The sequence below is a fragment of the Acinetobacter bouvetii genome, assembly GCF_902753875.1.
Taxonomy (GTDB): Bacteria; Pseudomonadota; Gammaproteobacteria; order Pseudomonadales; family Moraxellaceae; genus Acinetobacter; species Acinetobacter bouvetii_A.
On sequence record NZ_CADDTS010000036.1, the window covers coordinates 1 to 21,742 of the forward strand.

16 protein-coding genes are annotated in these 21,742 nt (G+C 42.3%); 2 read left to right on the plus strand and 14 right to left on the minus strand.

The window, feature by feature from the left end:
* Positions 1–233 precede the first annotated feature (233 nt).
* The 9 genes from FB6_RS10755 to FB6_RS10795 form a co-directional block, all read right to left on the minus strand.
* Positions 234–842 (minus strand): hypothetical protein, encoded by a 609-nt coding sequence (locus FB6_RS10755; protein ID WP_174560001.1) that lies wholly within the window; start codon positions 840–842, stop codon positions 234–236.
* Between the two features lie 23 nt (positions 843–865).
* Entirely contained in the window at positions 866–2,200 is a 1,335-nt protein-coding gene (locus FB6_RS10760; RefSeq protein WP_174560002.1) for an ammonium transporter, read from the minus strand.
* 352 nt (positions 2,201–2,552) lie between these two features.
* Entirely contained in the window at positions 2,553–3,851 is a 1,299-nt protein-coding gene (locus FB6_RS10765) for an MFS transporter (RefSeq protein ID WP_174560003.1), read from the minus strand.
* A gap of 56 nt (positions 3,852–3,907) precedes the next feature.
* The gene (tcuB, locus tag FB6_RS10770; protein WP_174560004.1) at positions 3,908–5,044 is read right to left on the minus strand and encodes a tricarballylate utilization 4Fe-4S protein TcuB; all 1,137 of its coding nucleotides are present in this window, start codon (positions 5,042–5,044) and stop codon (positions 3,908–3,910) included.
* Positions 5,045–6,457, minus strand: coding sequence for an FAD-dependent tricarballylate dehydrogenase TcuA (gene tcuA / locus FB6_RS10775; protein ID WP_174560005.1), 1,413 nt, complete (start codon positions 6,455–6,457; stop codon positions 5,045–5,047).
* A gap of 104 nt (positions 6,458–6,561) precedes the next feature.
* Entirely contained in the window at positions 6,562–7,488 is a 927-nt protein-coding gene (locus FB6_RS10780) for a LysR family transcriptional regulator (RefSeq protein WP_174560006.1), read from the minus strand.
* Between the two features lie 229 nt (positions 7,489–7,717).
* Positions 7,718–9,172: an NAD(P)(+) transhydrogenase (Re/Si-specific) subunit beta gene (locus tag FB6_RS10785; protein ID WP_174560007.1), complete on the minus strand. Its 1,455-nt coding sequence runs from the start codon at positions 9,170–9,172 to the stop codon at positions 7,718–7,720.
* A 3-nt stretch (positions 9,173–9,175) separates the two neighbouring features.
* A complete protein-coding gene (locus tag FB6_RS10790) occupies positions 9,176–9,496 on the minus strand; it encodes a proton-translocating transhydrogenase family protein (protein WP_005012553.1) in 321 nt (106 codons plus the stop codon).
* An 11-nt stretch (positions 9,497–9,507) separates the two neighbouring features.
* Positions 9,508–10,635: a Re/Si-specific NAD(P)(+) transhydrogenase subunit alpha gene (locus FB6_RS10795; RefSeq protein WP_174560008.1), complete on the minus strand. Its 1,128-nt coding sequence runs from the start codon at positions 10,633–10,635 to the stop codon at positions 9,508–9,510.
* A gap of 975 nt (positions 10,636–11,610) precedes the next feature.
* Between FB6_RS10795 and FB6_RS10800 the strand changes: the two genes are divergently transcribed.
* Positions 11,611–12,537: a DMT family transporter gene (locus tag FB6_RS10800; RefSeq protein WP_174560009.1), complete on the plus strand. Its 927-nt coding sequence runs from the start codon at positions 11,611–11,613 to the stop codon at positions 12,535–12,537.
* Between the two features lie 178 nt (positions 12,538–12,715).
* Entirely contained in the window at positions 12,716–13,909 is a 1,194-nt protein-coding gene (locus FB6_RS10805; protein ID WP_174560010.1) for an MFS transporter, read from the plus strand.
* A gap of 54 nt (positions 13,910–13,963) precedes the next feature.
* Here the strand turns inward: FB6_RS10805 and FB6_RS10810 are convergent, their stop codons facing one another.
* The 5 genes from FB6_RS10810 to FB6_RS10830 all read right to left on the minus strand — a co-directional run bounded on the left by FB6_RS10810 (position 13,964) and on the right by FB6_RS10830 (position 21,740).
* Positions 13,964–14,608 (minus strand): HEPN domain-containing protein, encoded by a 645-nt coding sequence (locus FB6_RS10810; protein ID WP_174560011.1) that lies wholly within the window; start codon positions 14,606–14,608, stop codon positions 13,964–13,966.
* 596 nt (positions 14,609–15,204) lie between these two features.
* Positions 15,205–15,822, minus strand: a complete 618-nt coding sequence (locus FB6_RS10815) for a DUF805 domain-containing protein (protein WP_174560012.1) — start codon at positions 15,820–15,822, stop codon at positions 15,205–15,207.
* Between the two features lie 222 nt (positions 15,823–16,044).
* The gene (locus tag FB6_RS10820) at positions 16,045–19,149 is read right to left on the minus strand and encodes a type I restriction endonuclease subunit R (RefSeq protein WP_174560013.1); all 3,105 of its coding nucleotides are present in this window, start codon (positions 19,147–19,149) and stop codon (positions 16,045–16,047) included.
* 2 nt (positions 19,150–19,151) lie between these two features.
* A complete protein-coding gene (locus FB6_RS10825; protein WP_174560014.1) occupies positions 19,152–20,414 on the minus strand; it encodes an FRG domain-containing protein in 1,263 nt (420 codons plus the stop codon).
* Between the two features lie 3 nt (positions 20,415–20,417).
* Complete coding sequence (locus tag FB6_RS10830) at positions 20,418–21,740, minus strand: restriction endonuclease subunit S (protein ID WP_174560015.1); 1,323 nt, start codon at positions 21,738–21,740, stop codon at positions 20,418–20,420.
* Positions 21,741–21,742 lie beyond the last annotated feature (2 nt).

Consider the following 21,742-nt stretch of genomic DNA (forward strand, 5'->3'; position numbering starts at 1 on the left):
TTGATGAAATACGGTATTCTGATGTGACAAAACCTGAGTCCTTATAGTTAAAGTGTTTGGTCGCACTTATATTTTAACTACTTTAGACTCAGGTTTTTTATTTAAAGCAAACTATGGGACAGCAGTGACCTTCAGGTCGCTTTTTTCATCTCTGGCTTTACATTTTCCCTATGCAGAAAAAAGTCTTCTGTATGTTGCAGCGAAAGCTTATGATCTCGCTGCAACGAGTTAAACTAGAGCAATTGATGCAAATCTACATCTGGATATTTGCCCTTAATCTCAGTTTTTAGCCGCGCATAGACATGATCCGCCTTGGTTGGTCCATAAAACTCGCAATAACACTCATAGATGATTGTGATCACCTGAGCATAACTGGTCAGTGGTAAAAACTCAGTAAAAGCAGCTGTATTTATATTGTCCGATGTTGCTATCGCCAAACCTCGCTCTTCTAGTTGATTTTTCACCTCTGTATTAAAATCTGTGAAATCCAACGCTGTAACGGTACGAACTACCCCATCCACCAGATCAAAGAAAGCATTTGAAATATTAATTGAAACTGATGTTTCTTTTTCCACCTTGGGTTTCGTGTCCAGTAATACCTGCTTTTCGACTGCCGACATTTCAGATATAAGCTGTTTCAGCATATCTTTACGATAAAAGCGTAATTCTTCAGTATTACAGATATCATTTAAGAAACGATTGAGTACAAAAGAAGGTTTATCGCCATATTCCTGTTCCCAATATTTAAGCACCCGCTCCAATACCGTACCTTGCATAAAGTGACTTAAACCACGTTCAATCGCTTGTTTCTTTTGCATCACACTCAGTAATTCATTTGGCATGGCTAAACTCCCCCCTTCGTGGTTTAGTGGCGTTTGGTAATATCGTCTGTTTCAAACGTGACATCCTGCTGAAATTCTGGATAAGACAATTCGGCATGCTCGGTATAATCCAGACCGCGTTGTTCATGTTGTGTACTGACACGTAGGCCACCCAACATTTTCTCCAACACTTTAAATGTGATAAATGCAATGCCAAAGCCCCAGGCAAATGCTGCCAGAACACCTAAAACCTGAATGGAGATGATTTGCGAATTAAACATATCGGTTTCAAAAAACAGACCTGCAGCTACAGTTCCCCATGCTCCACAAAAACCATGTACCGTCACCGCATCAACCACATCATCCAGTTTTAATTTTTCCATAAAACTTGGCATGATGCTAACAATCAAGCCTGCGACCGCTCCGGTAACAACAGCGAAGAGTGGTGACATCGTTGCACATCCTGCAGTAATACCGACCAAACCACCCAGTGAGGCATTAATTGAAGTACGCATTAAAATCGCCTTGCCACGAACCAAGGCATACAGCATATAAGCTACTGCACCCGCGCAGGCAGCCAAATGTGTATTCAAGGCAATACGACCAATACTCACATTAGCATTGACAGTTGATGCCGCATTAAAACCAAACCAGGCAAACCAGAGGATAAATCCCCCCAATGCCACCAAAGGTAAGTTATGACCTGCCAGGAAATGACTTTGCCCATTACGCCCAAAGCGCCCTAAACGTGGCCCCAAGACAATAATTCCGGCCAAGGCCACCCAACCACCAATGGAATGCACCACGGTAGAACCTGCAAAGTCGATAAAGCCCAAAGCTTTGAGCCAGCCACTGCCCTCAAAAATGCTGCCCCAAGCCCAACTCCCAAAGATCGGATAAATTAGACCACTCACTACTGCAGCACTTACGATATAGGCCACAAAATGAATGCGCTCTGCCATAGCACCACTGGCGATTGTGGTTGCAGTAGCAGCAAACATCATTTGAAAGAACAACAGATTCCAATGCCAACCATCCATGACATCAGGTGCAAAATGACTGGTGCCTACCCAACCTGAATAGTTCACACCAAACATCAAACCAAACCCTACCACCCAGAAGACCAATCCTCCGAGACAAGCATCCATGTAGTTTTTCATTAACACGTTAACGGTATTCTTGCTGCGTACAGACCCACTTTCGACCAGTGCAAAACCAGCCTGCATCAAGAAAACCAAGATCCCACCGATGACCACCCAAACGCTGTCGAGTGATAAACGTATTTCTTGAATATTCGCTGTATTGGTCGCAGCTTCACTTGCAAATACAGGCAGTGAACATACGCATAACAGCAACACCAGACACTTTATTATTTTCATGAACAGTCCCCTAAAACTCATTCACAAAAATGCAAAACAAATGCCAAATTCTCGCTATTTATTTTTTATTTTGAATATGCTAATAACCATCAGCAATCCAAGACTCTTTCGAATGGCTAAAAAACCAAACAAATATCTCCCATATAAAATTAACAATAAAAATAAATACTTATTTTTAAAATTCAATATCCACCACTTCAATCATTACTTATTGATGCACCAAATCAGACAAATACATAAATGAATAACGTGGTTCATGCGCTATTATTTTGCACTTCCTAGCAAGTTGTTGAAAAATCACGCACTCTATAACAAAAAAAACCACCCGAAGGTGGTTTTTTATCAAAGCAAGTTAAGCCTTGGTTTCCTGATACACTGCTTTTTTATTCGGCAGGCGTTTGCATAAATACAAACTTGCCAGCAAACTGCAAGTTGCAGCAAACATCAACCAGATTGCCGGCATGCTGGCATCCCCGGTTTTTTCAATAATGAATGTGCTCACCATTGGAGTAACCCCACCAAAGAGTGCAGTAGCTAAACTAAAAGCTAAAGAGAAACCGACTGTTTTTACCCGGACTGGCATAGATTCTGCCAGCGTAGCCACCATACTGCCGTTATACATGCCAAAGAAGAATGAAAAGTACAGTAAGGCCATAATCAGATGATTAAAGGAAATATCATTCACCAGCCAGTTTAGAGTTGGGTAAGCCGTGAAGATGGCCAAAATAGTAATCCCTACCAATACCGGTTTACGCCCGATCCGGTCAGAGATCATCCCCCCAATTGGCAACCAAATAAAATTAGACAAACCGACCACTACAGCTGCAAGCAAACTTTCAGAGGTAGTTAAATCCAGTTCGCGCTTTGCAAAAGTTGGCGTATATACCGTGGTGAAATAGAAGGTTGTGGTGGTCATCGCACTCATTAACATCCCGGCAAGCACCACTTTCCAGTTGGCCAGCATGGTTTGGAAAATTTCTTTTCCGGTAGGATGAGTCTTTTGTGCTTTAAAGGCTTCTGTTTCTTCCAAAGAACGACGCAAAATAAAGATCAATGGAATAATCAGACAGCCGATCAGGAATGGAATACGCCAGCCCCAATCTCCCACCTGTTCAGGGCCTAACATGACGTTAATGCTATAACCCAAGATTGCGGCGAAAACCACGGCAATTTGCTGACTTCCGGACTGAAAGCTGGTAATAAAACCACGGTTTTTATCGGTTGAGATTTCAGCCAGATAAATGGATACCCCACCCGACTCAACACCGGCAGAAAAGCCCTGCAACAGTCGTCCAATCACCACCAGAATGGGTGCCATGATCCCGATTTGATCATAACTCGGTACAAACGTAATCAGTAAGGTGCCTAGAGCCATTAAGCTCAAGGTCACGATCAAACCTTTACGGCGTCCCACTTTATCGACATAAGCGCCCAGAAAGATCGCACCCAGAGGACGCATCAAAAATCCGGCCGCAAATACGGTAAAGGTCATCATTAAAGAGACATATTCATTCTCTGAATGGAAAAATTTAGCGGCAATATAGGATGCATAAAATCCAAACAGGAAAAAATCATATTGCTCTAAAAAGTTTCCACTGGTCACATTCAAGATTTTCTTGAATATTCCTTTATTGTTTCCAGCTGTAGCCATAAAAACCTCCCTGGTCATATGAGCGAATAATGAAAGTTGCTAGCTGTTTTAAAAAATTATTTGGCTTGCTTGCTGCGGCGCTCTTCAATTGCAAATTTGATTAAAGCTGCGCTGCGATAAAATCCATGGGCAAACTTGCCAAACGGAATGGTTAAAAAGAAGGTCATCACTGTTGCCAGATGCATAATGAGCAACAGCCCCATCCAGCTGGAATCACGAAGACCCAGCAAAGCCAGCCCGGTCATGCTGATGAGCAACAAAAGGAAAATAAAACCTCGGTCCATGGGTTTCTGTTTGGCATCACCATGCTGAGGATCACGTTTAATATTGAGATACAGCAGGCCGACTGGCCCGATCACCAGGCCCAAACCGCCCAGTGTGCCGAGCAGAAACGGCGCACTGAAAAATGGATAAGGCGCATGCAGATCTAAAAAGTAGTGGTAGCCTGTGGCAACACAAGTGGCCAAGAAGCACAGCAAGAAGCCGTACATGGTGAAATGGTGAAAGCGGCGGCGTGCCAGGGTATAGCGGTCATCTTCTTCATTACAGCCTTTGCCATGACCGCCATCGAGATATTTCAAGGTCAGGGCATTTTTCGCCGCCTGCAGCAGGTCTGGCTTTTCCACGCCTCCCAGTACCACTTCAGAGGTTTGTTTCCAGAACTGACGAATACCCAGACCTAAAAGAATGAAGGCCACAGAAAATACTGCCCCAAACAGCAAGGCTAAAAAGTTATGCGGAAAAATGGCGTAGAAATTGCCTTCATACAGACCAAACAGATCATTGCCTTGCAGGTATGAACCGACCAGCATGAAGAAAATAAACGTCACCACCAAAGCACTCACCAAAGTGATGCCGGCTTTTTGATACAGCTTGCCAAAGCGGTGCGGTACGGCAAATTTTTGATAGGTTTCTAAACGTACCTGTGCCATGGCCTGTGGAATATTCACCCCAAATTCATGTGGAGGCGCATATTGGCAAGCATGTAGACAAGCACCGCAGTTATGGCAAAGATTCGCCATGTAATGAATATCGGCCTGATTGAATTCCAGACGCTTAGTCATGGCCGGGAAGACAGCACAGAAGCTTTCGCAGTAACGGCAGGCATTACAAATCTGTAAAGCCTGTTTGACCTGCTCTTCATTGGCCGTCAACTGCACCACAGGAATTAAATTTTTAGCTGGAGCATTCATTTAAACCGCCTCCTTGGTTAAGGCTCTTTGATTCAAGGCAGCCGCCGCGGCATTTTTCCCGGCAATTCGGCCAAAGGTGGTTCCAATCGACATACCCACCCCTGCGGTATAGCCTTGCCCCAACACATTTCCGGCCATCATTTCACCGGCCACATACAGGTTGGGACTAGGCACATTGTTAAAACGCACCGCAGCGTCATCTTCAACTTTTAAGCCCAAATAGGTGAAGGTGATTCCGGGACGCAAGGCGTAGGCATAATAAGGTGGTGTATCTAGGGGCACGGCCCAGTGGGTTTTTGCTGGGCTGAGATTTTCTGTATGACAGTTGTCTAAAACCGTATGGTTAAACTCCCCTTGAACACAGGCCTGATTAAACTCATGCACGGTCTGCTCAAACTGGTCAGGATCAAGTTGAATCTTTTGCGCCAGTTCGCGAATGGAATGGGCTTTTACCCCCTCAAATACCGGAGGCATAAAACGGCCGACTGATTTTGAATCGATAATGGAATAGCCAATCTGCTGTGGCTGTTTGGCGACTAAACGCCCCCAGATGGCATAGCGTTTTGGCCAGAAATCCTCACCTTCGTCATAGAAGCGTTTGGCCTGGTTGTTGACCACAATCCCGAGCGATACGCAGTCGATCCGGGTACAAATCCCGCCATCATAAAGTGGTGCTCGCGCATCCACTGCCACGCAGTGCGACTGGGAAGGATCACCAATCACATCGACACCCTGGTCAATCATGAATTTCAGCAAGTTGCCCTGATTGAAACGCGTGCCACGAATAATGAAGTTATCCGCGGGCCATTCTCCCGCTTCATTTTGACCCCAGGCTTCTCTGAGCCACTCACGATTCGATTCAAAACCACCAGCAGCCAATACACAGGCTTTGGCCTCAAAACGGCTGCCATCTTCAGCAATCGCTGCCACAAATTTGCCTTGATCTAAAACAATTTCCTGAATTTTGGTTTCATATTTCACCACCACACCCAAGTCTTGAGCACTACGGAAATAGGCATTGACCAAGGCTTTGCCACCACCCATAAAAAAGGCATTGGTGCGTGCAACATGCAAGGCACCGGATAAAGGCGGCTGAAAATTGACGCCGTGCTTTTTCATCCATTCACGGCAGGTTTCGGTACTGCGAATGACCAAACGCGCCAGATGCTCATTGGTCTTGCCTCCCGTCACCTTTAACAGGTCTTGCCAGTATTCTTCTTCTGGATAGGCATCGACCAGGACATCCTGAGGCTCATTGTGCATACAGCGCAAGTTACGTGTATGTTGAGAATTTCCTCCGCGCCATTCCTTTGGTGCAGCTTCCAATAGCAGAACCGTTGCGCCGGCTTCACGTGCAGTGATGGCCGCGCACAAAGCGGCATTGCCGCCACCGATTACAAGTACATCGTACATGCCTTACATCCCTTACTCTTTGGGCTGACTTTAAGGGATGTAATAGCAAGGAAGTGATAGGCTGGCTGAGATGGGGTGTTTAATTATTTTAAAGAGGTAAAAGCTTAAATCAGTTTTGCGCTGGGCCAGGCATGCTGCTGAATCAGCTCGGTCATGCAGCTGCGAATGACGGTTTTCGCGGCCAGACTGGCCGGTGACAGTTCATCTTCAGGGAAACTGATCAAATAGTTGGTACGGTCAATGGAAGGCTCATGCACTTTTAAAAAGTTTAAATGCTGATGACTATGATTCATAAAAGCGCTGCCCGGCTGGATGGTTCCCACGCAAAGATTCGCCACGGTATTCATCAGCAAGCTCAGTCCGTCAATTTCATAGCTGACATTTAATTCAATCTGCTGCTGTTCAACCAGCTTTCTTAAGCCATGATTGGTACTGGGCAAGGCTAGCGGCAATTTTTCCAGATTTTTCAGGGTGATGGTGCCCTGATGCAAATAATCTTCCAGATGATAAATTTTGAAGAACTCATCATTGCCAATCAGAAACATCGACTCTGAAGCCAAAGGTTGAATCGACCAGCTTTTATTGATGTCCTGACTGAAAATAATCGCGATATCCAGCTGCCGCGAATTCATCAGCTGAACCAGATTACCCGACAGGTTTTCCACCAGATGCACTTTGATGTCGGGATAACGCTCCGCCATAATCTTGGCAAAAGGCACACCTAAAATCGAAGCTGTACTGGGTGGAAATCCGACACTGACATAACCCGCCAGACGTGACGACTGCGCCGCTTCCACTGCCTGACTGGCATAGCGTAAAACCAGTTGCGCCTGTTTTAAAAAAGCCAGGCCGGCTGGTGTGGGTGTGACCCCCAAAGCCGAACGCTGCAATAGCCGTGTAGACAGCTCCGATTCCAGTTTGGAAATTTGCTGGCTGAGGGCAGAAGTGCCGACATCTAGCTTTTGCGCTGCCTTGCCGATACTGCCCTGCTCGACAATTGTGACAAAGGACTGCAGCTGTCTAAGTTCCATTGGCTATTCATCCGTGTGAATTGGCTAAGATTGGGCTTGATCATAGCTCAAAAAAAACGATCGTTGGAAGATGACCTTCAGTCCTGTTTGAACAACACACGCTTCAGCTCATCAATGCCAAGGCATAAAAAAACCACCCGAAGGTGGTTTTAATCTCCCTCAATCCCTCTTTTGATAAAAAGGAGAAATCAAGTCCCCCTTTATAAAAGGGGGATTTAGGGGGATTGTATTAGTGTCCGCCGCCATTAATCGCTTTGGTCATATCTTCCACAACTTTCTTGGCATCACCAAAAATCATCATGGTTTTTTCGTTATAGAACAAGTCATTGTCCAGACCCGCATAACCTGTTGCCATAGAGCGCTTGATCACCATAATGGTACGTGCTTTATGCGCTTCCAAAATTGGCATGCCATAGATTGGTGAAGTTGGATCATCTTTCGCCGCAGGGTTTACCACGTCGTTCGCACCAATCACCAGTACCACGTCAGTTGCCGGGAAGTCCGAGTTGATTTCATCCATTTCCAGAATGTCTTCATACGCGACGTCCGCTTCAGCAAGTAACACGTTCATGTGGCCAGGCATACGACCAGCAACTGGGTGAATCGCAAAACGTACTTTCACGCCTTGTTCTTTCAGGATTTCACACAATTCTTTCACGGCATTTTGTGCACGACCTTGCGCCATACCATAACCCGGTACAATCACTACACTGTCCGCATTTGACATCAGGAAGCCCGCATCATCTGCCGAACCTGAACGGTGGTTACGTTGAACTTTCTCACCATTGTCAGATGCTGCAGCGGCTGTACCACCCATTGCACCACCAAACAATACGTTGATGATGGAACGGTTCATGGCTTTACACATGATGTAAGACAGAATCGCACCTGAAGAACCGACCAGTGAACCAGCCACAATCAGCATGTTGTTTTCAAGCGTGAAGCCAATACCTGCAGCCGCCCATCCAGAGAACGAGTTCAGAAGTGATACCACAACCGGCATATCACCGCCACCGACTGGTGCAATCCATACCCAACCAAATGCCAGAGCCAAAGCTGTCATCGCCCAGAATGCCTGCATGTTGCCTGTAGTAAAGAAGTAGAAGCCACATGCCAACATTGCAAGGAAAATGATGGCTTGAACCGGTTTTACCCAGCTACCAGAAATGGTTTTTGCCCATTTCTTCGCTGCCAATTTACCGTAAGCAAATACAGAAGCTGTGAAGGTAATCGCACCAACGAAACAACCAACAAACAATTCAAATAAATGAACACTGCTCATGTGTGCATGCTTTACACCAGCAGCAGTTAAAGCCGCTTCATTTTCTGCAAACAAGGCTGTGAGCTGATTGTTGTGTAAAATTGCAGCAATCGCAATCAGTACTGCAGCCAAACCCACAAGTGAGTGCATCAATGCAACGGTTTCAGGCATTTGCGTCATTGGAACTGTACGTGCACGGGCAATACCCACGATCGCACCTAACACCATCGCTCCGCCAATCATCCAGACCACAGGATGCTCAGCCACAAAGAAAGTGGTAATTACAGCAATCGCCATGGCGATCATACCGTAACGGTTACCTTGAATCGCTGTTTTAGGACCTGACAAGCCACGTAGCGTCAAGATAAAAAGAATGGCTCCAACCAGATAGAACCAGTTGGCATATTCGCGAATAAATTCCATGTATTAGCCCTCTTTCTTCTTTTGCTTCGGCTTAAACATTTCAAGCATACGTGCAGTAACTGCGAAACCACCAAAAATGTTAATACTTGCCAAGAACACTGCAACTGCACCCAGTACACTCACAACATTGATCGATTGAAATTGCACATTTGCTTCAACCAAACCGGGAATGCCCACAGTTTGCAGCATCGCACCCACCACAATAATGGAAGACAAGGCATTGGTTACAGCCATCAACGGCGTATGTAATGCAGGTGTTACACCCCAAACCACGTAGTAACCTACGAAGATGGCAAGGACAAAAATTGTAATCGTTTCAACCATGATGACTCTCCTTAACCACGCTTGAGCAGTACTTGACCGCCATGAGTTACTAGAAGTGCTTTTTGAATTTCGTCTTCTTGGTTGATCGCAAAGTTTTTCTCTTTATCAAACAACGTTTCTACGAAATTGAACACGTTACGTGCATACAGTGCCGAAGCTTCAGTCGATACTGTAGAAGGAATATTTGGAATACCTAAAATAGTCACGCCGTTGTCAGTAACAACGTTTTCACCATTCTTGGAACCTTCAACATTACCGCCTGTTTCAACCGCCATATCCAGGATGATTGAACCCGGTTTCATTTTGGCAACAGTTTCAGCTTTGATTAAACGTGGTGCATCACGACCCGGTAAAAGTGCAGTTGTGATCACGATGTCCGCATTGGATACCGCTTTATCAACAATAGCTGCCTGATCTTTGATGTATTGCTCACCCGGCATCCAGCCATAACCATTTTTAGCTGCATCGGCCGCTTTTTGCTTTTCTTCATCCGACATAGGCACATCTAGCCATTTGCCACCTAAAGACTCAACCTGATCACGAGCGGTTGGACGCAAATCAGTAGCTTCAACCACGGCACCCAAACGTTTTGCCGTTGCAATTGCTTGTAATCCAGCAACACCCACACCCATAATGACTACACGGGCTGGTTTTACAGTTCCTGCAGCAGTCATCAGCATTGGGAACATGCGTTGATATTCTGCAGCAGCCAAAAGCACAGATTTATAACCTGCCAGGTTGGCTTGAGAAGACAACACGTCCATGTTTTGTGCACGAGATAGCGTACGAGGTAAAAGCTCTAACGCAAATGCAGACACTTGTTGGGATGCGAATTGATCAAGTTCGGTATTGCGGTACGGATCAAACATTGCGACAACCGCAGTATTTGGAGCAAGTTTTTGAATTTCATCGCCTTGAGGCGCACGAACTTTCAAAATAATCTGGCTGCCGGTATAGGCATCATCCGTAATTTTGGCACCGACTTGTTCATAAGCACTGTCAATATAAGCGGCTTTTACACCTGCTCTACGTTCAATGACTACAGTATGACCAGCACTGATCAACTTCTTTACTGTTTCTGGCGTTGCAGCCACACGATTTTCACCGACAACAGTTTCGGTTGGGATTCCGATCTGCATGAGCGTTCCTCAAGCTAATTTTTCTTAAGTAAACATTGCGGTTAGCAATGTTTCCCCCAGGATGCGTTTTTGTTGAATTTTTGGATTCTAATTGAACTTTTTTAAATTACCACCCAATATTTATTTAATAAATACCCATATTTTGAACTGGCAATTCATAAAAATAATCATACGATATATCATTTATAGGTTTAACAGTGATTTCAAATGTCCCTTATGGCATTAATCATCATCTTGATGATCCCTCAGTAAATGCCTGTTCAATGTTTGGGCTAAAAGCCTACTGCCTTTGCTTATATCATGATTGATCTTTCTGACAATTCTGTCTCCTGAGCCAAGCACCCTCAAATCCGTGAAATAGCCTGATTTATCTATAAAATTATTAAATTTAAAAGGCTTTTTTTAATTTATTGACTCAATTGACATCTACAAGCTGCATTTTTCAAGCTTAAAAAATCAGACGCTCAAAAGCTTCATCATGGCTTTGAGGGAATTTATCAGGCTTGCAAAACTGATATTTTTTTCATTTTGATACTTTTTTTGCTCATTTATGTTTATTCATCATAAGTCTAATCAGATCTAAAAATCGCGGAAAAAAAATTTTATCGTCATTTCGCTTGATGATGCTTTCAGCTCAATCCAAGTCATCTGACTATTTATTGCACCAACTTAGTGCAAATATTCAACATTTAGCTGAATCTCCGCTTTTTTCTTGCTGTTTATTCTTATCCTTTGTACCAAAAATCAATCCGCGTTATGCCATCTGAATGAAATTCACCCAATATCTAGAGTCTTATTTTTTAATCTCTACATCATCTGTTTCGCAACAAGAAGAATTTGCCTCAATTTGGGGAAGAATCATTCCAAAATGGAATTATATGCATCAGCTTTTAGCATTTAACCTCCTTCAATTAAAACTTTATAATTCACATTTCAACAGAATTTTTAAATAACAATATTTATCAAGTAGGTCACATGAAACTTAGTCTCAGCCAGACCCAATTAGGTTCATTGTTTGCAATTTGTGCGGCTTTCTTGTTTAGCACCAAAGCCATTTTTATCAAGCAGACGTATGCGCTGTCGCCTCTGGTCGATGGTACCGTGCTGATCACCTTAAGAATGATCAGTGCCCTGCCGTTTTTTTTGCTGCTGTGCTGGTTTAACCGTCATCACAACAAAGACATTGCCGCGAAAGACTGGTGTGTGCTGATTCTTGCCGGACTAATCGGCTACTATTTTTCAAGCTGGCTGGATTTTGAGGGGCTGATGTATATCAGTGCCTCTTTGGAACGGATTATTCTGTTTCTTTATCCCACCCTGACCGTATTGGCATCCAGTGTCATTTACAGGCAGAAATTAAGCCTGCAAAGCATGCTGGCAATTGCCTTGAGTTATGGTGGCACCGTGATTGTGATGTTGCAGGAACAAAGCAATGTTCCGCATGAAAGTAATTTCTGGCTGGGGGCCAGTCTGGTGTTTGCCAGTGCCATCAGTTTTGCCACTTATTTACTGCTCACTCCACGCCTGATTGAAAAATTTGGCTCCTGGAATTTTACTGGTTTGACCCTGTCGGTTGCCTGTATCGGGACGTTAACCCATTATGTTATTGCTACCCCACAACCGCTGCATTTGCTGCTACAACTCCCCTCTAGTGTGATCTGGTATGGGATTGCTTTAGGCTTTCTGGTCACGGTTTTACCGACTATCCTGATGGCACAAAGCATTGCCCGCCTTGGCGCTGCACAGTCGGCCATGATTGCCTCAATTGGCCCAATCCTGACCATTATCTTGGCGACCATTTTTCTGGGTGAACATTTGAATGCTATTCAATGGATTGGATGTATCCTCAATATTATCGGGGTGATGATGATTAGCCTGTCCAAGAAGAAATTCTCACATTAATTTTATATGGCTTTGCTGCCCTCAACCGGGCAAGCAGTTGAATCAAGGTCATAAAAATCAACACTTCGATTGCTTTTTACCGATCTTCACTCCTTCAGATCGATGCGCTTGCTATACTTCGCCTCGCATATAGAAACGACTACAAGCTCTGCTTGCCTGAAATATCACAAGGACTGTTATGAATACTTCTCTCGACATCAGCCAAGATAAATCACTGCTCTGGCTGATGGCCATGGCCTGTGGCCTATGTGCGGGAGCCAACTATTATTGCCAGCCCTTAATCCATTCTATCCAGCAATATTTTCATGTGGCTGAATCGCAAGTGGCTTTAACGGTGACCTTTGCCCAAATATCTTACGCATTGGGTCTGTTATTTATTGTCCCGGTAGGCGACATTGTCAATAAAACCAAATTCATTCCTTTACTGATGGTGATGGCTGCGATCGGCTTATTTCTATGTGCTTTTGCCGTTAACTTGCCTATGCTTTGGTTGGGAACCATCATTACCGGACTATTCTCAGTCGCAGCACAGGTGCTGATTCCCCTTGCGACTATGGCTGTCAAACCGGAAAAAACCGGCGAAGTCGTGGGATTCCTGATGAGTGGACTTCTGGTAGGACTGCTGCTATCCACCAGTCTTGCAGGTTTAATGTCCAACCTATTCAACTGGAAGCTGATTTATATACTCAGTGCCATATTAATGCTGATTTTGGCTTTCCTACTCAAAGCCAAACTGCCCAATATTGCCATCCAAAAAATGAGCTATACACAAATTTTTAAATCCATGGCGGTTTTGCTGAAACAGGAACCGCGTTTAGGCTTTCGTTCTTTGATTGGTGGTTTTGTATTTGCTGCTATGAGTACCCTATTTTCGACCATTGCCGTTTTACTCACATCCTCCCCGTTTCATCTTTCCGATGTGCTGGTCGGTGTTGTGACGCTCATCGGTGTATTTGGCGCTTTGTCCACGGCTAAAATTGGTAAAATTGCCGATCAGGGTCATACCCAAGCACTGACCTGGATTGGCCTGTTGACGCTTATGCTCAGCTGGATCTTGCTGTATTTCGGTGGCCAGTCTCTAGTGAGTTACATCATGGGTTATGGCGTGATCAGCCTAGGCCTCACCATTGTGCATACCAGCAATCAAAATATTATTTTCCGTTTACACCCCGATGCCAAATCCCGGATTAATTCTATTTATATGACCTCTTACTTTATTGGTGGGGCGTGTGGTTCTGCATTGGGCGTTTATTCATGGCATCATGGCGGCTGGAGCATGACCTGTATGGTTGGATTTGCTCTGGTCCTTTGTGCTGCTTTTTTTGCATTTTTAGATATGCGCTATCATGCTGCTCCTTCTGCTCAGTCTTAAGAAACTGGCAAATAAAGGTTTTTTTCTCCTACTCGCCTGATTGCAAAATAGGACTTAACAGACTTGTACTACGGGATAAAAAGGTTTGCCCAAATCCAGACTTTGTGCATTTTCTAACAGTACAAACATAAAGGTAGGTAACAGTGCTGCCAGAATATTACAGGCATCTTGCAACTGTCGACGATTGACCGAACTATTATAAGTTGCACCGCCATGAATCATCTGATTCCTCAAGGTATAAAGTCGATTAAAAACCACAAATAAAATGTCTACCGAAGCCTTTTCCTGCAAGGCTTTGTGGACTTTTTTCTTTTCCTGTTCAAAATCTTCTTTCCAGCTGTGCTGGCTGATTTTTTGATTTTGATAGTCCCAAAAGCCCTGATAGACATAGGGGTTTTCTAACAGCAAGCGAATGGGCTGGCTGAATTTATCCCAAAGAATATGATAAATTTTATTGTCCTGATCTTTCTGACAGATTAAATATAAAAATTGCCGTAATGCTTGCTTGTCTTGGTTGAGCACCACATCCTGTGCATAAATCGCATTAAAAGAAATCCACAGGCTCATAAATTTAAGATCGAGATCATCATCCAGATCCCCTGACTTTTTTAACCAGCTCAACCCCCGATGTAATCTCAAATTAAAGTAATCCGAATGTTCCGATTTTTTACTTTTAAAAATTTCTTCCAAAATGAACATTTATAGTTTCTCAATCCATTATTCTTTTCTTTATAACAACATACTGAATTCGAGAAATTTCCACAATATGACCATCATATCCAATCTTTATTTTTTCATGAAGAATCAATGCATTTGGCCCGGCTGCATTTTTTGTTGCTGATCATTTGTTGTGGCTTTGATCAGAAAGCACGTATAATTTGCGCTTCGGTTTTTTGATCATTTTTCAGGTTTTCTCCATGACTGCTCTCCAATCTTTACAACCTCGCATTTCAGTTGCGCCGATGATGGATTGGACGCACCAATAAACATTACCCTTTAACAACAATTACTTATAATATTTTTAAATTTTAATGGCGTAAATTTGGTGTAAAATATCCGGTCATTATTATTTATTCTGATAATTTAATAGGCAATCAAAGCTAAAAAAGTTAATAAAATATGCTTGAGATTAAAACCCAGCATCATCAAAGTCTATGAATACTTAAAAAGCAATGCTTATCTCAATTACGTGCCAAGGTGATAGTCATAATTTATGGTATAGCATTTACTTGATGCAGCGTAATTTGAACAGAAAATAAGGCTTCCCACAAACTAGCAGAAAGCCCTCAACTCAATTATTTTGCAGGTTGTCCCCATTGGTTTGTTTCTTGCTTTGTTTCTGAAACCATCCAAATAAATAGAGGAATAATACCAATAATTGTCAATGAAATAAGCATCCACCATCCAGAACGATTCACATCATGCAGTCGGCGTGCAAGAACAGATAAGTTTGGTAGTAAAAAGACTAAATACATCAACCCCATAATACCATTAAACCCATCTTCACTTAAGTCAAGTATGGCAGCAATTACCCCTAGTCCAAATCCGACAATAATCTGGAATAGATAGAAGTACCAATACTCTTTACGTCTTGCACGCCCCGAGAAATCGACATACTTCCGCATACATTTCATTGACCAGTCGAGAAGGTTATAATTTTCTTCATCTTTTAATTCTACAGCTGTGCCTGTTGATGCAGAAAGTTGTTTTTTTGCTGGAGCTTGAGCTGGATACTCAAGATAAATACCAACAGCCTGACCAGATTCACTGACATCAAAGTCGACTTGCTGTCCGCGGCTTGGGGAAACATTTTCTTTCCACTCAGCACCTGCAAACTTATATCGATTATTATCTTGACCAGTAATAATCCCTTCATTTGTTTGAATACTAAAATCTAATAATGTACCCTTCATTATGGTGTTGCCCCTTAATTTAATTTAATATTTTAATTTTCATTAAAATTTCGATTTTACAAAAAAGTGTTATATTTCATTTAATCAAATTACTATTTTAGTATTATTTCCTCATTAAAGACAATGAATTATAAGAATAAAAAATAATTTATTCTTATTTCATTTTAAAAACATATATGGATTTTTTGATCATTTACAAGTCTAATATTGATTGAATATGACTTATCCACTCGTCCAAGAATTTGACAAAGTCTCCGCCTGCTTCATCACAAGCTCAATTGCCTCTGCTGCTTTATCAGGTGGATATTTCCAACGCTGCAAGGTTCGACGAACTAAAATTTTAAGCTGAGCACGGACACTGTCCCGAACTTGCCAATCAACTGTCGTTGACTTCCTGAGCTTCTCGGTAATCTCTCGGGCGATCTGTTTCAGCGTATCGTCTCCAAGCTCTCTGACAGCGCTTTCATTATTCGCTAAGGCATCGTAGAAAGCGATTTCATCTGGATTCAAACCAAGTGCAGCTTCACGCGCCATATCCGCCTGAAACTCTTTCGCCATTTGAATAAGTTCCTCAATGACCTGAGAAGTTTCAATCGCTCGGTTATTATATTTCCTCAAGGTTTCCTGCAAACGGTCAGAGAAGCGTTTTTCCTGCACCACATTGTTTCGTGTCTTTGCCTTAATGCCATCATTCAGCAACTTTTCCAGCAGTTCAACTGCCAAGTTACGGTATGGCATCTGCCGTACATCTTCGAGAAATTCATCTGATAGCAAACCAATGTTCGGTTTATCCAAACCACACATTGCAAAGACATCTGTTACCCCATCAGCAATGACAGCATTATCCAGAATCTGTTTTAACGTACTGTCCTTTTCAGCTTGCGACAGTTTACGATCCACAGAGGTATGCTTGCTAATGACTGCTTTAATGGCTGAGTAAAAGGCAATTTCTTTGTGCAGGTTCTTCGCTTCATCCAAGGTGCTGCATAAAGAGAAGGCTTTATTGATTGCCAGGACTAAATCAAGAAAACGCTTTTTACCATCCTTCAAGCTCAGCACATAGTTAGCTGCGGGGATAATGAGTCGGTGTGCCTGAGTTTCATAAGCACTTAAATCCATGCCTGCCTGTTCATTGGTTTTGGCGAACATTCCCCTTATCGCATCCATCTTTTCAGCCAGCACTGCATAGGCTTCTTCTGCACGTAAGGTCGGCTCACCTTTCCCTTTGGCATCGGTATAGGTTTTTAAGGCCTGCTTCAATTCATTGGCAATGCCGATATAGTCAACAACTAGTCCACCCTGTTTATCTTTAAAGACCCGGTTCACTCGGGCAATGGCCTGCATGAGGTTATGCCCTTTCATTGGCTTATCGATATACATGGTGTGCGTACAAGGCGCATCAAACCCTGTAAGCCACATATCGCGCACGATCACTAACTGCAAAGGATCTTTGACATCCTTAAAGCGTTTCTCAAGACGCTTTTTAACTTGTTTGTTGTGAATATGTGGTTGCAGCAAAGGTTTATCCGATGCTGATCCCGTCATAACCACTTTAATTTTTCCTTTTTCAGGGTCAGGATCGTGCCATTTTGGGCGCAAGGCGACAATCTCATTATAGAGATGAACACAAATCTCACGACTCATGCTGACAATCATGCCTTTACCCGCCGTGGCTTCAGTCCGGGCTTCAAAGTGCGTGACTAAATCCGCAGCAATCTGTTTCAGCCGTGGTGTGGCACCCACCAGTTTTTCTAGTCGGCTCCACTCACTCTTGGTCTTTTCTCGGTTACCAACATCTTCTTCATCTTCTACAACCTCATCAACTTGATCAGATAACTCTTCAATTTCAGCCTGATTGATATCCAGCTTTGCCAAACGTGATTCGTAGTAGATCGGAACGGTTGCACCATCATCGACGGCATCCTGAATATCATAGATGGAGACATAGTCACCAAAGACGGCTCGGGTGTCTTTGTCCTCACTTGAAATCGGTGTTCCAGTAAAGCCAATAAATGCAGCATTTTTCAAGGCATCGCGCATGTGCTTGGCATAGCCGAACTTGTACGTGCCATCATTACCTAGTTTTGCTTTCAGACCATATTGGCTACGATGTGCTTCATCTGACATCACGACAATATTGTGGCGACCATTTAATAATGGATGCTCACTCTCACCTTCTAATAGTGCAAACTTTTGTACCGTGGTAAAAATAATTCCGCCAGACTCCCGCTCAGCCAATAGCTGTCTCAGCTCATCACGGTTGTTGGCTTGTACTGGGGTTTGTTTTAATAGTTCTTGAGCATTACTAAAGGTTTCAAACAGTTGCCCATCCAGATCATTTCGGTCTGTCACAATCAACAAGGTTGGGTTATGCATGGCTGGCTGTTGTAGGAGCTTCCCTGCATAGCAACACATGGAGATACTTTTACCTGAACCTTGAGTATGCCAAACAACACCTGCTTTTTTATCTCCAGTTGGATTGGCTGCTGTAATGGTGGCTTGTACTGCTTCCCTGACCGCATGGAACTGATGATAGCCTGCAATTTTCTTAATGGTTTTTTCGCCATCTGTCTCAAACAGCACAAAGAAGCGGATGTAATCCAGAAACAATTCCCGATCAAAGAAACCTCGAACAACGGTTTCCAGCTCCCATTCTAAAGCAGGTTTATCATCTTCATTCTTGATGGTGCGCCACGGTAAAAAGCGTTCCTGATTCGCCGTAAGTGAACCCACACGGGCTGTTATGCCATCACTGACTACCAATGCTTCGTTAAAAACAAACAGATCAGAAATTTCTTCTTTGTAGGTTTGCAGCTGGTCAAAGGCATCCCAAATATCCGCATTTTCATCCGTCGGGCTTTTTAGTTCCAACACAGCAAAAGGAATACCGTTGATAAAACAGATGATGTCAGGACGTCGAGGTCGCTTAGTGCCCAAAATGGTAAATTGATTAATAGCAACAAAACGATTTTGATGCACATGATTGAAGTCTACCAAGAAGGCATGGTCATGTACCCAATCATCCTGCTCCTTATAAGTGACAGGTACACCCTCCAACAACATACGATGGAAAGCACGGTTATTGGTCACTAAGTCCAGACTTTCAGGTTGACTGAGCTTCAATAAAACTTGTTCAAAACAGCTTACAGGTAAATGCGGATTCAAGCGTTCAAAAGCAGCTTGTACATCAGCTTCAAGTAAAATCTGTTTATAGTCTTTGCGTAAAGGGTTACTGCTGTCAGGCGCAATATCAATACCATGAACAACTTCCCAGCCATTTTCGGAGAACCAGTCAAGGCATAAGTTTTCGAGTTGTGTTTCGTTCATGGTTAAACGCCCCCTTTTACAACAAAATCAAAAATATTATAAACAGCTGATTCTCTGTTGTTTTCTGGATATTCTAGTTTTCGCAAAATTATTTTAAGCTTTGCTTTCAGCTCTAACGCAAGATCACCCCTTTCCTCAAAATCAACTTCTTTATAGTCTGTGAGAGTTTTCGCAATTTCGTAGGCGATCTTATCTAATGAATCTTTCTCTACAACTTCATCTTGAGACAAAGCTCCATGTAATACTTTAACAATGGATGTAATATCCTGCGATTCTATAGTTGGACTAGGTACAAAAATCTCAGCATGAATGCTTGGTGGGGCAATAACAATTGGCTCTGGTTTCAAAAGAACAGCTTGTTTGTCTTGTCTATGTTGTTCCCATTCTTCAATTAAAATATTTGAATAATCCGCTGCACCAATAAGATCAGGAAATAAACTCGCATGATGAACATTCATACGCCGTAAAAATCTTAAACATTCTTTTTGCTGTTCATTTTTAATAAAAACTTTGCAAATATATTCTGCCAAAATGCTTGGTTCTTCTTCCGCGTCTTGTGAAGCATTTCTAAATTTTGCATCAGGATATTCTTCACTTCCAAGAACTTCGATCAGTTTATTTTCAATCGTGGCATTATAAGGTGAAAAAGTAAAAAGCCCAGCTTGATTAACCAAACGACCATGATCATCTTTTCTAGGTTCTAATACTCGAATCTCACTGAAGTAATTCTCATCTGATATAGCTGTTTTATTGAGAATATAAATGGCTCTATAAGGGTTATCTTTTTCTTCAGTTTCGTTCGCTTTTGAAAATGCAAAAAATAAAGCGACATAAGGTGAATACGTCCAATCTAACAATGGGGTTTTTAATCCATAGTGCTGTCCAATTGCCCACAGCTCATCATCCTCTCGCTTATCATCGCTATTAAACAAAGAGTGATCAGAAATTCTGCCCCGAATAGCCTTACGGAAGAATTTTAACTGCTCCTCAGCCAACTCCTCGACGATTATATTTTCTTTATTAAAACGAGCTAAAGTTGGTGTTAATCCCCAGTCATAACGCCTATGTCCACGAAAAACCAAATCCACCCTTTTACGATTACAAAATTCTGATTCCAAAAATGAAGTAAATTGATTCCAATGCTCTAATTTTGTAACAGGAATACGGCCATTAATCTGATCATTCATTAAAATAAAACTGTCTTTTAGGCTGTCCTTATTCCAAACAGGAATTCGATCCCAATCATATTGCTGATATTGATCCATGGCTTATCCATGCTCTCCATTTAATACAGAGGCATCAATTTCACCAGACAATAATTTTGGTAGTAAATTATCTCGTAAAGTAACCAACCCCTCACACTGCACAGAATTCAACTTTATTTTTTGTAAAAGAGGATTAGCCATTAATTCAAATTTATTCAATAAATTTATAGTTGGATGAACGATTAAAATTTTTCTTAGATCGGAAACATTCAAATAAGGTAAGGCAGTACCTGACACTAATGTATTAAAATCTATAGTTTTCAATAATAAATACAAATAGTAAGGAGTTGATAATCCTTTCAAAGGAGAAGCTGACATCATGTTATTATCAATAATAGTAGGCATCGTTAACACTCTTCTTCTGTTAGAAATAAGTGCCACACCAATCTTTGCAAATACTGTCGCGCCCTCTTCATGAAGTTTAAATTTCCTTTCTTTTTGAAGGCTATTATCAATATAGTTGTTTGCTTTAACAATAAAAATCTCATTACCATTGAGATTCATATCACTAACTTTGATAAAAGGAATCTCTCCTTGGGTTTGCCCTTGATATTCAGGTTTAAATGCTGAACCAGGAGTAAAATTACATATATTTCCTAAGCTATTTACTTCCCACCCCTTCGGCACTTCACCTAATTCACTCTCCACCAACTCATCAGGAAACAATGAAGCAGTTTCTTGTAACTCAGCAAAATCATCGGAAGACATTTGCTGAAGCTCAACTTGACTTTTACCGCTAATGGAACACATAGCCGCAAGTTCAGGATCTTCACCGTTCTGCTTAGCTGCAATTTTGGCACGCACAGGCTCAAAGTCGATAAACCAACTTTTAAAAATGGCTTGGGCAATGGATTCTAAAGTTTGATTGATTTGGTTATTTAAATCTAATTTTTCCTCTAAGGTAGCTAGTATTTCTCCAATTTTCTTCTGTTCATTCTTACAAGTGGTAATATTTACCTGAAATGGATATACGGCATTTCTATTTAAAGATTTTTGAGCACTACCAGAGTTAAATTGGTCAAAATTAATTGTTTTTAAAAGATAATATATATATCTCTTATCATTCCCTTTGTAATCAGTTACATATAAGCAAGTATTCAAAGGCCAAAAATCACATAAACAATAACTCACTTCTCCCATTGAGTTACCACTTCGACCAATAACAATGCCAGGTCCTGAAGTAATAGCTTTGTTATGATATCCAGTAAGACCTGATGATCCCATCACAGGTATTGTACCTTCAATTCTATCTTGCGAAGGTAGATCATGCCCTCTTTGTAAAGTTATTAACTCTCCAAGAGATTTAATAGTCCAATTAGATTTCATTA